The sequence below is a fragment of the uncultured Senegalimassilia sp. genome (genome assembly GCF_934630535.1).
In the GTDB taxonomy this organism is placed as follows: Bacteria; Actinomycetota; Coriobacteriia; order Coriobacteriales; family Eggerthellaceae; genus Senegalimassilia.
Genome location: NZ_CAKTVU010000032.1, coordinates 1 through 11,747 on the forward strand (window position 1 = coordinate 1; position 11,747 = coordinate 11,747).

An 11,747-nucleotide genomic window follows, 5' to 3' on the forward strand; every position below is an offset into this window, starting at 1 on the left:
CACTGCGAAGCACTGCGAAGCACTGCGAAGCACTGCGAAGCACTGCGAAGCACTGCGAAGCACTGCGAAGCACTGCGAAGCACTGCGCTCCTCAAAGCCTGCGGCTGAGGAGCGCAGTGTACTTTACCCTTCGATGCCTTCAAGACTACCGAAAGCATGGCGTTTTCCCTATGCGACCGCCGCCCTCAGCACATCACGATCTCCAGGCTTTTTTGTAGCTTGATTTCTGGGAGGATCGCCAACGTCCTCGTGCCGAGTTTTATCGTAGCGAAAACGCACGGTACAATGCCTGAAACGAAACCGACAGGAGAATCATGCCCGAGCAAAAGCAACAGCAGCAACCGGTTCATCCCAAACCCTTGCTCACCGTTCCCGAGCAAATCGCCCATCTCAGATCAAGAGGCGTGACTTTCGACCTTTGCACCGAAAAAGCTGCTGCAGCATACCTATCAGATAGGACATACTATTTCAAAATCGCTTCCTACCGCATTCTTTTCGAGAAGCGCGTAGGCGGACCCCGCAACGGCCAGTACGTCAACCTCGACTTCGGTCACTTGAAAGCCCTTGCGTCCTTCGATCGAGACCTGCGCTACACCCTTCTACCGCTCACCCTGGACGTTGAGCACGCGGCACGATCCAAGCTCGTCAGAAAGGTCACCGAGCTCGAGAACGAAGATGGTTACGCCATCAGCTGCGATTATATGTCGAGCCTCAATCACGGCGAGCGCCGCAGACGAGAGGGCGAAGTCGCCATGCTCGCGAGTGACGCTTTCTGCGGAGACCTTGTACGCAGATACGGGAAACCGTCCGACATGCCCGTATGGGTGCTCATGGAGCTCTTCTCCTTCGGCAGCTTCGCCAGCCTGTATCTTTTCTGCGCAAACCGCTGGGGCGACGAAGCAATGCGCGACGAACACTACATGCTCCGCCAAGCGCAATTCGTCAGAAACGCCTGCGCTCACTCTTCAAACATGGCAAACGGTTTCGCCAATCAGTCCTCCGACGTCGGAACGAACGCCATCGTCGAAAAAGCGCTTGCCGAAACCGGTATCTCGCACCGCGTTAGAACCTCGAAAATGCGCAACCCCCGCCTTAAGCAGATAACAACGCTGCTGTACCTGCATTCGCGCCTAGTTCCCGCAGGGTCCGGCCGAGCGCGAGCAATCGACAACATGGCAAACCTACAGCGCTCCATCGATTCGATACTCGCCCTGCTCCCCAATAACGACAAGGTACAGTCCTCACTCGGATTTCTGTCGAAGCTCATTGACAACTGGTTTTAACCCTGCATAATAGCGGTAGACAGAAAAACCTATTTGGTTTTGTAAGGCGGAGTCGCGCAAGCGGTTCCGCCTAGTTTTTTATCGGGTTATGTTTCAAAAAGGACACACTTTTTGAAACATAACCCGAAACATAGCCCACCAACGCGCATGTCGCACCTTTGTCGCAGTAGCTCGCAGCAACCAGCAGGCAAACAATTATCGACGTGCAAATCAACCAAAACGCAGAGGCCGCGGAGTTAATCCACGGCCTCAAAACAGTCGTCCTTCTATCACTTTCCCGATTTACCTATGACGCATCGGCAATCTCGTAGCCATCGGCCACGATCTTCACTGTCGCCGGAGCCTCCTTCTGCGACGTGTAACAATTGAGCACGATAGTCTCGCCGTTGAGCCAATGGTTCGCATACAGGCCCGTCGTCTCCACTTTGACGCCATTCGCATCGAACAGCTCGACCTTGAAGTTGATGTAGTCGAAATCGTATCCGGTGTTGTTCGAGACGGTTGCTTGGCCCGTGAAGGTCGAGTATTGTTCGGTAAACTCAAGGTTTATCGTGCCTGCCAGCGATTCTACTGCCGCCTTCTCGTTATTGTCGCGCTCCACCTTCTTGCCATGGCTGACCAACTTATCTAAGCTGTCTTGGCATGAGGATGACACTGTAAGCCCGTACTCGTCCACGAACGTTTTTAGCAGCGTGGTGCGCTTGTCGTAAGCTTTCTTCCAATCCTGCTGAAACTTATCGTTATCTGTCGCGCACAACTCTGCGGCTTCGCGCTGATCTTTCAGCGAATTGATGTATGCAATAGCATTTTCCTGCAGCTTACTATCCTCAAACTGCGAGCTCTGGTACTTCTCAACCTGATTCAGCTCGGCGTCGACCAACTTCTCATAATACTCGGTAGACTTGTCAGTCTTGGTGGACTTTTCCACCAAGGCATCGCGCGCCTCGTAGCCTTTTGCGAGCGACTGCATGAACGCCTCGTCCGCATACTGGGGCTGATCTTGGCCATTCTGCTCGGCGCAGCCGGCAAACATGGCTACGCATGCGGTCAAAGCGCAGGCCAGGGCAGCGACAAGTATTATCTTCGATCGGTTCATTATGGTCTCCCTGCTAGTTTGCCGTGACCGAATCGCGCGTATCTTGATCGAGCGCGTCCGGATAGGTCGTGCTAGCAAGTTCCGCACCGCTCTGGTCGACGATGCTCACAACGCAGCTGACCGGCTGCCCCGCGAACTGCTGGTACATGCAGGCGATCAGCCCCGCCTGCAACGGGGCGAAAGCTTCGCTAAGTCCGACCTGGCTGTTGCTAGTGGTTAGGGTCACTTTGGAGAACTGCTCATCGTAATCAACGGCTGTGAGGGTTGACCAGGTTTCGCTGTTGGGCATCTCATCAAGCTGCTTCGCCGTCGAATCATGCCAGGAGTCCACAAGCTCGTTGTACTTGTCTATGGGCATCGTCGCGGTATAGGAGCCGTCCTCGTTGGCGACGATGTCGGTGCAGCCCCAATCTTGAAGGTTCGCCTGTACATCCTCAGCTGCCGTATCTTGGAAGAATATGGCGGGGAACGTGACCGTGCGCGTTGTGATGGTCGCCTTTTCAACGGCGCTGTTCTTATCCTGCTCACTTGTCACGTTACCGGAATTCTGCGTGGCGCATCCCGCCAGTCCGGCGCATAGCGTGCACACCACCATTGCAGTCGCGATTACAGCACCTGCGCGTTTGCCGAAAACACCTGTTTTTCCCATCTCATTCCCTTCCCATCGAGATTAAGCAGAGCCAACAAAGATGTTAGCCGTATCGAAGGTTAGACCTCAACCCCTTCCTCGACCTCGGCAATCACGTCCTTGAGCCCCCTTCCGAACCGCGAACGGCGCGATCCGACCATCCAACCGAACGCCATAGGCTTCGAACCCCCTCGTGCCTTCACCTTCCCCGCCGCGTAACACGCAATTAACGCCGTAACACGAGCCTTATCGCATTTGAAACAAATCTGTAAACTGGCTTCGGTAGCGTTTCCCCTGTCATGTACGCGAGGAAAGGGTATGCGTTAGGGAGATTCCTCCCCCTTCGGTTCTCCCGGACGCATGCGCTCTCCCCAATGAGAAAGGGGAAAGGCCATGGAGGATTTCCTTACATCGTTCTTCATCACGCCGTTCACCGGACTTGCGGAGGGAATCGCCACCGCTACCAGCCCGCTTGACGTCATCGACGCCGTCGATGGCTTCGTATGGGGTCCCATCATGATCTTGCTGCTGCTGGGCACGCACATCTTCATGACCGTCCGCACCGGTTTCATTCAGCGTAAGATCGGCACCGGCATCAAGCTGTCCGTCACCAAGGACGACCCCTCCAACGCCGACGGCGACATCACCCAGTTCGGCGCGTTGACCACCGCGCTTGCCGCCACCATCGGCACGGGCAACATCGTCGGCGTGGGCACGGGCCTGCTGTTCGGCGGCCCGGGCGCCATCTTCTGGATGTGGATCACCGGCATCCTGGGCATCGCCACGAAGTACTCCGAGGTGTTCATCGGCGTGAAGTACCGCGTGAAGGATCACTCCGGCAACATGCTCGGCGGCGCCATGTACGCCCTTGAGCGCGGCTTCAAGAACAAGAAGGCCGGCCGCATCCTGGCCATCCTGTTCGCCCTGTTCGCATCGCTGGCAGCCTTTGGCATCGGCGCTTCCACGCAGTCGAACTCCCTGGCCGACGCGCTGTACAACACCTCGCTCATCGACGGCAAGGCCATCCCGCAGTGGCTGGTCGGCACCGTGGTAGTGGTGCTCGTGGCCATCGTCATCCTGGGCGGCATCAAGTCCATCTCCAAGGTGTGCGAGAAGCTGGTGCCCGTCATGGCCGTCTTCTACGTGGTGTGCTGCCTGGTCATCATCGGCATGAACGGTGAGTTCCTGGGCGAGGCCATCCGCCAGATCATCGTGGGCGCCTTCACCCCCGCAGGCGCCGCCGGCGGCGCGGTCGGCTCCACCGTCACCCTGGCCCTTCAGTTCGGCTTCAAGCGCGGCATCTTCTCCAACGAGTCCGGCATGGGCTCCGCCCCGCTGGTCGCCTCCTCCGCTACCACGAAGAACCCCGCACGTCAGGCGCTCGTTTCCATGACCGGCACGTTCTGGGACACCGTCGTGGTGTGCGCCATCACGGGCCTGATGCTCATGACCACGCTGCTGGCGAACCCCGAGCTCTCCACCGCCATCGCCAACGGCACCATCTCCTCGGGCGCCGGCCTTGCAACCGCCGCGTTCGAGAAGATCCCCGTGTTCGGCCCCTTGGTGCTGCTGGTCGGCCTGGTCACCTTCACGTACTCCACCATCCTGGGCTGGAGCCAGTACGGCAACCGCGCCATCAGCTACCTGCTGGGCAAGAAAGCCGTCCTCCCCTACTACATCGTGTTCCTGCTGTTCGTGTTCTGGGGCTGCATGATGGTCGGCGACGCCGCCGGCAGCGCCGCGGTCTCCAACCTCAGCTCCGTGGTCTGGAACTTCGCCGACGTGATGAACGCGCTCATGGCCATCCCGAACTGCATCGCGGTCCTGGGCCTGTCCGCCATCATCGCCCGCGAAACGAAGCACTACGTGTACGACCACAACCTGGAGGAGGTCGACAAGACCGAGATCCCGCAGTACCACGAGAAGTAAAGCGGTTTCAACCTCTCCAACACACGTCGAAGGGGCTCACGCCTGAGCCCCTTCTCTTTTTGACTCGAAACCCTACCTAATTCATTTACTTTATCCGAAAGGAAGCGCACTCCGCATGGAAAACCTTGGCTACTACAACGGGAAGTTCGGCCCCATCGAGGATATGGTCGTGCCCATGAACGACCGCGTCTGCTTCTTCGGCGACGGCGTGTACGACGCCGGCCCCGCGCGCAACTTCAAGATCTTCGCCATGGACGAGCACCTGAACCGCTTCTACAACAGCGCCCGCCTTGCCGATATCCAGATCCCCATGCCCCGCGAGGAGCTTGCCGACCTGCTCAATGAGCTGGTGAAGAAGGTCGACTCCCCCGAGCACTTCGTGTACTACCAGTGCACGCGCGGAACCGCGCCCCGCAAGCACGACTACGTGGAGGGGCCGGGCAACCTGTGGGTGACCATCACGCCGCAAGTCATGTCTGACGGCACGAAGCGCATCAAGCTGCGCAGCGAGCCCGACACGCGCTTCTACCACTGCAACATCAAGACGCTGAACCTGCTGCCCGCCGTCATGAGCTCGCAGGCGGCAAAGCGCGAAGGCGTGCAGGAAACGGTGTACTACCGCGCGAACATGGGCAACCGCGTGACGGAATGCGCGCACAGCAACGTGTCCATCATCCTGGACGACGAGCTGTGGACCGCGCCCACCGACGAGCTGATCTTGCCGGGTATCGCGCGTAAGCACCTGATCAAGGCCGCGAACAAGCTGGGCATCCCCGTGCACGAGCAACCCTACGACCTGGACACGCTACGCGGTGCGCAGGAGATCATCGTGACCAGCTCGTCGAACCTGTGCCTGTTCGCCGAGCAATTCGAAGGCAAACCCTGCGGCGGTGGGTCGCCCGAGGTGGCCGAGGCGCTGCGAGCCGAGGTGAACCGCGAGTTCGCCGAGGCCACGGCGGTTTAGCGGCGGCGGTGGCATGCGATGGAATCTATCGAAGGGATACTACTGCGTCACTCGGCGCGCGGTATGACGAAGCTGGCCCTGGAATTGCCCGCCGACTTCTGCGCCCGAGCGGCACGGCAGATCCTGTCGTGGCCGCTGGGCAAAGTGGCCCTGTTGACGGGCTTCGACGTGGGCGGCGCACCTGAAACCGACGGCCCTACGGGAACATATGTGATGGCGAAAGCCCTGATGAAGCTAGGGTTCACTCCGGTCGTGGTGTCGGAAGCGCCCGTGTGCGCGTACTTCAACGAGCTGCATATCCAAACGCGCACGGTCCAGACCGACGACAGCGACGACGCCATGGGCAGGCTGCTCGACTCGCTGGCGCCCGTGGGCATCGTGTCCATCGAGCGCTGCGGGCGCAACCTCCACGGCCGCTACTGCAATATGCGCGGAGTGGACATATCGAAGCGGACCTCCCCCACCGACGAGCTGGTGGTGCAGGCCGCGCGCCGCAACATCCCCACCATCGGCGTCGGCGACGGCGGCAACGAGATCGGCATGGGCAACGTGGCGCACGCCATCGCCCGCAAGCTGACGCTGGAGCCGTGCGTGGTGACCGTGGACAACCTGGTGGTGGCGACGGTATCGAACTGGGGCGGCTACGGCATAGCGGCCGCCATGGGCAGGTACGCCCAGGAGAAGCTGCTGCCCGAATTCGACCAGATCAACGACTTCTACCGCTTCATCGTCGAACGCGGAAGCGTGGACGGCACCACGGGACGCCGCGAGGCCACCGTGGACGGCTTCTCCCTGGAAACCGAGCGCGGCGTGGTGGAAGCGCTGCTTCGAGCATAGGCGCAGGACGGGCGAACAGGGGACGGAGGTGCGTTCGCACTCGCGCGAACGCACCTCCGTCCCCTGTTCATGCTGACCGATGTGGTCGATAAGCCCTATAATTACCTGCTGTGAAAACGCCGTCTGAGGCGGCAGGAGGGGGCAAAAGCCATGAGAAGGGTCCATGTCCAGACCGTCAGCTTCGCGAACATCGCCATAACGATCGCGCTAGCCATCACGTGCGCCATCCTGTTTTGGCAAGGACGCGCGCAATTCGATGTGCTGCAGCAAGCAACCGAAGCGTATATCTCCTGCGAAAACGACGCACAGCAGATGCAGGACAGGTCTGATTACCTGACCGAACAGGTTCGCCTGGTCACCATGACCGCCAAACCGGAGTACATCGACAACTACTTCTCCATGGCCAACAGCAACGAGCAGTTCGACGAGGCGTTTGCGAATCTCAAAAGCCGGTTCGAGGGGACCGATGCATACGAATCGCTGCGCACCGCGATGAACGAGTCGAACGAGCTGATGAGCACCGAGTTCTACGCCATGCGCCTGATTTGCGAGGCGAACGATATCGACCCCTCCCCGTGGCCCGAAATCGCATCGTGCCAGATCAGCGACGAAGATTCGCGCACATCGCACGACAGCATGATCTACGAGGCGCAGAATCTCGTCTCGGATTCCAAGTACCAGGAAGCGAAGGATTCCATCAACCACAACACCAGCGATTGCATCGCCAAGGTGACCGAAGCCACGCTCGGCAGCCAAAGCCGCGCCACATCCGTGTTCGATGGCATCTACGGCACGATCGGGACATGCGTGGCAATCTACACCGCCCTGGCGTTGGTCATTTGCGAGCTTGCCCGCCGTACCGTCGTGAAACCCCTGCTGAGCTTCTGCGACAGCATCAAGGCCAACCGGCTGTTCCCCGTGCAGGGCGCCGGCGAGCTGCAGGTGCTGGCGGAAACCTACAACCGCGTGTTCACGGAGAACGAGGCCACGCACATAATCGTCAAACACCAGGCCGAGCACGACCCGCTGACCGACCTGCTCAATCGCGGGTCGTTCGACAAAGCCCTGAAGTTCCATGATGACGGCAAGCATGACTTCGCGCTCATCTTGGCCGATGTCGACCAGTTCAAATCCGTCAACGATACCTTCGGCCACGCCGTGGGAGATCAGGTGCTCAAGCGCGTGTCCAGCCTGCTGCAAGTGGCGTTCCGCAGCACCGATTTCGTGTGCCGCATCGGCGGCGACGAGTTCGCCGTGATCATGACGGAGGTCACCAGCGACCTGCAGTACACCATCCAAGAGAAGATCGACTTCGTGAATAAGGAGCTGTCGAAGCCCATAGACGGCATGCCGCAGGTATCGCTGAGCGCAGGCGCGGCGTTCGCCGATCGTCACAGCCCCGGCGACAACATTTACAAGGACGCCGACGATGCGATGTACCACACGAAGGAAAGCGGGCGCAGCGGCTGCTCCTTCTATGGCGAGTTTTAGCGCCTGAACTGGGATAATGGGCAGATTACAGGCAACCTTGCCCATATCGTGCGACTGAACGCGCAGCGACGGGCCCTGCCGATGACATCGGCAGGGCCCGTCTGCTCGTATACCTTGTTTCGCAAAACGCCCTGCATATGAATGCACGGGGGCTGACGGAAGCAAACGATCGCCCATCCCGTCGTGCCGCATCGGGCGGATTCGCGATACGAATCTGCAAGGTTTCGGCGACCATGCTGCGGGTTCGATCAGGAGCCGAGGCCGACTGCGGCGCAAGGTTTCAACGACAACGCGCGGCGCTCCCGACAAGGGTTCTGCAAGTTCGCGTCGGTATGCTGGTTCGTTAAACACCTAGCGAACCAAGGAGGCGCCATGGGAACGGGCTTTGCAGCTTGCGTATCGAGAACACTTCATGAAGACGATTGCGGCAGGGCGCTGTCGCGAACACGAATCCGAATACTGCCGAAAAGCCAGGGAGCGAGCCATCCGAAATGCCCTGATGGGCAATCGATTCCCCATCCGCATGCGCGACAACATCGCCGCATCGTATCGATGCTCCGATTCGCCCTGATCGCCGTCTTGCTCGCATGCGGAATCGCCGCCGGATCGCCGCCGATTCCCGCCTTCGCCGAAAGCGAGGTCGGGCATTTGCTGGTAGGTGCCCGGATCGACTACGCCGGCTACAACACCACATGGATGAGCGTCGACGGAAACGCCGCATATTGCGCCACGCCCATGCTTGCCACCCCTCGGTCGGGACCGTACGCGAAAGCCCCCATCAACGCCCCGAGCGGCAGAAGCGCCGAAGCCGCCGCGGACCTGTGGTTCGGGTACGGCAGCCCCGGGTTCGACAAGGCGCTATGGCCTTCCACCTGGTACGATGGCGGGGAAATGACCGAGGCTCGCTACGCCGCGCTCACGCATATCCTGCTTTCGGACACGTACTCGTCCAGCAGCGCCTCGGCGTTGTACGGATGCAGCGAGTCCTTCCGGTCTTGGGCGCAACACCAGGTCATCGGGTTCGACTCTCACGGCGCGCTCATAAACGCCGCGGCGACCGGCCGCCGCATAGCCGAAAGGACGGCCGAAGTCCCCGCAGCGTTCTCGGCCTTCCAAATCTCCACCGGCAACGCCACCCAGTGCGTGGTGTCGTTCGATTACACGGCCCAGGGGTCGCTTGAGCTGACGAAGGTCTCATCCCAACCGCGCATAACCGAGGGAAACCCCTTGTATTCCCTGGAGGGAGCGAAGTTCGGCATCTTCCGCGATGAGGCTTGCAGCGACCTGGAGCTCACCATTGCGTGCGATGCGCAGGGGCGGGCAAAGGCCGACGCGATGCCTACGGGCACCTACTGGGTTCGCGAGCTGCAAGCCCCCTTGCATATGGCGGCAAGCACCAACGTCTACCCCGTGGAGGTCAAGGACCGCCAAACGGCCCAGGTGAATGACGGGAAAGTCGAGAACACGCCTCAAACGGCAAGGCTCGACACGTTGTTGCGAAAGCTGGACGCGGACAGCCGATCCGCCGCACCGCAGGGAGACGCAAGCCTGGCAGGAGCGGTGTTCACCGTGCGGTATTTCGCGCAATTGGAATCGCCCCCAAGCGAAGACGATGGCAACGTTGCAACAAATCCCCTGTTCACCTGGGAATTTCGCACTGATGAGCTTGGCGAGGTGCACCTATCCGATGCAACGAGCATGGAGCGCTACCACATAGGCGGCGACGAGCTTCCCTGCGATTCCATGGGGTTTTGCGCGCTTCCCATAGGCGTCTATACCATCGAGGAAACGAAAGCACCGCAAGGTTATGAGAAGCATCTAGGGACCGCCGTCATCACGGTAACGGCCGCGGGAGAGGGCGAACACGACTGCACCGTCTCCTTCACTTCGGGAGAAAGCGCCGATCAGAGCGTTGTCGTGCACGAGAGTGTTCTCCGCGGCGGCATAGCCGTGTCGAAAACGGATGCCGAGCTGCATGACGCTGCGGCAATGGGCGGCAATAAAGAGCTTGCATGGGCGCCCACCCTTGATGGCGTGCTTTTCGAAATCGTCAATGCTTCGCCCAATAGCGTGAACGTTAACGGGGAATGGAACGCTCCCGGGCAAGTTGTCGCCGTGATCGAGACGCAGTGGGATGAAGAGCGCAGGGAGCACCGAGCGCAAACCGGCGCCGACGCCTTGCCGTTCGGCACCTATTCCATTCGCGAGATTGCGGCGTCCAGCGGCTACCTCTTATCGGATGGAAGCCCTAGGACCGTAGAAGTGCACGCAGCAGGAGAGCTCGCCGAAGCAGATGCGAACGGGAACCCGCTTTCGTTCTCCAACCAGGTGATTCGAAACGATTTGGAGCTATTCAAGGTCAGGGAAGGCGATAACGAGCCTTTGCAGGTGGCGTTTTCCCTCACCAACCTTGCCACCGGCGAGAAACACGTGTTGGCGTGCGACGAGAACGGGTGGGCATCCACCGAGAGTCGCCATGCCAGGCACACGGGAAGCACCAACGGCAACGATCGCCTGCTGGGGACGGAACGCGTAACCGCAAGCGACATGGACCCGACGGCGGGCATATGGTTCGGTCGCGGCAGCGACGGCAATGCCGCTGCACCGAACGACGACCTTGCGGCGCTGCCCTACGGGCGATACCTGCTAGAAGAGCTGCCATGCGATACGAATGAAGGATACGACCTGGTCAGCGAGACAATCGAAATCAACCATGGCCCCTCCGAGCCATCGGTCATTTCGAGAACGGTGACAAATCGCCTCATTGAGAAGGAGGGCGATGACGGACTGGAAAAGGATGCCGAAGAGCCAAAAGAGGGCAAAACGCCCAAAGAAGCTGCAGGCAAATTGGCGGAAACCGGAGATTGGGCAGCGCTGCCGACAACGCAGCTTCTTGGCGCCGCCGCGTTAGCCGCGCTTGCCCTGGTTGCCGCACGCATAAAGGGCGGCAACCAGGCCCAAGGCGGACGCTACCAGCGAAGGAGGCGCCGCAAATAGCTAGATCAGGCTGACGAGCAGTTCGTGGATACGCAGGTCATCATCCAATTCCGGATGAAACGACACACCCAGCTGATTCTCATAGCGAACGGCGACGATGCGGTCATCCACAGTGGCAAGCACCTTGACATCATCAGATACCGCTTTAATGAACGGAGCGCGGATGAACGTCATCGGGATGTCGGCGGTTTCGCCATCCGGCACGCCAGGCAAGCCGGCGCAGGGAGCAACGGTGCGGAAGCTTCCCAGTTGGCGGCCGTACGCGTTGCGGCGAACCGTCACCGGCAGCGTTCCGATGGCGCCCGCCGCGGTTGCGCCTGCGGCAACGGGGCCGTTCGGATCGCCGGCGGCGGGAACGCCTTCTTCGACGTTTTGCGCCAGCAAGATCAGGCCCGCGCACGTGCCCAGAACCGGCATGCCGGCAGCCACGCGGGACTTCAACGTGTCGAGCATGCCCAGCTCGCGCAGCATCTTCGCCTGCGCCGTGCTCTCGCCTCCGGGCAGCACCAGGGCATCGTAGGG

At 60.2% G+C, this 11,747-nt stretch carries 9 protein-coding genes; 6 read left to right on the forward strand and 3 right to left on the reverse strand.

Features of this window, described 5'->3' with window-relative positions; genetic code table 11:
* The first annotated feature begins 314 nt into the window (after positions 1 to 314).
* A complete protein-coding gene (locus tag Q0D52_RS09740; RefSeq protein ID WP_294362833.1) occupies positions 315 to 1,283 on the forward strand; it encodes an Abi family protein in 969 nt (322 codons plus the stop codon).
* 286 nt (positions 1,284 to 1,569) lie between these two features.
* Here the strand turns inward: Q0D52_RS09740 and Q0D52_RS09745 are convergent, their stop codons facing one another.
* Both Q0D52_RS09745 and Q0D52_RS09750 read right to left on the reverse strand, forming a co-directional pair.
* A complete protein-coding gene (locus Q0D52_RS09745; protein ID WP_294382527.1) occupies positions 1,570 to 2,379 on the reverse strand; it encodes an FxLYD domain-containing protein in 810 nt (269 codons plus the stop codon).
* 13 nt (positions 2,380 to 2,392) lie between these two features.
* Complete coding sequence (locus Q0D52_RS09750; RefSeq protein WP_294382529.1) at positions 2,393 to 3,028, reverse strand: hypothetical protein; 636 nt, start codon at positions 3,026 to 3,028, stop codon at positions 2,393 to 2,395.
* Between the two features lie 372 nt (positions 3,029 to 3,400).
* On the opposite strand from Q0D52_RS09750, the gene Q0D52_RS09755 reads away from it, so the two are divergent.
* From Q0D52_RS09755 to Q0D52_RS09775, 5 genes are all read left to right on the forward strand, one after another.
* A complete protein-coding gene (locus Q0D52_RS09755) occupies positions 3,401 to 4,936 on the forward strand; it encodes a sodium:alanine symporter family protein (RefSeq protein WP_294382532.1) in 1,536 nt (511 codons plus the stop codon).
* A gap of 115 nt (positions 4,937 to 5,051) precedes the next feature.
* Positions 5,052 to 5,900, forward strand: coding sequence for an aminotransferase class IV (locus Q0D52_RS09760; RefSeq protein WP_294382534.1), 849 nt, complete (start codon positions 5,052 to 5,054; stop codon positions 5,898 to 5,900).
* 63 nt (positions 5,901 to 5,963) lie between these two features.
* Positions 5,964 to 6,737, forward strand: coding sequence for a glutamate cyclase domain-containing protein (locus tag Q0D52_RS09765; RefSeq protein ID WP_294382536.1), 774 nt, complete (start codon positions 5,964 to 5,966; stop codon positions 6,735 to 6,737).
* Between the two features lie 150 nt (positions 6,738 to 6,887).
* A complete protein-coding gene (locus tag Q0D52_RS09770) occupies positions 6,888 to 8,228 on the forward strand; it encodes a GGDEF domain-containing protein (protein WP_294362846.1) in 1,341 nt (446 codons plus the stop codon).
* 552 nt (positions 8,229 to 8,780) lie between these two features.
* Positions 8,781 to 11,225, forward strand: coding sequence for a SpaA isopeptide-forming pilin-related protein (locus tag Q0D52_RS09775; protein WP_294382538.1), 2,445 nt, complete (start codon positions 8,781 to 8,783; stop codon positions 11,223 to 11,225).
* Here the strand turns inward: Q0D52_RS09775 and pdxT are convergent.
* Positions 11,226 to 11,747 (reverse strand): pyridoxal 5'-phosphate synthase glutaminase subunit PdxT (gene pdxT, locus Q0D52_RS09780; protein WP_294382541.1); only part of this gene is annotated, 522 nt, incomplete at its 5' end.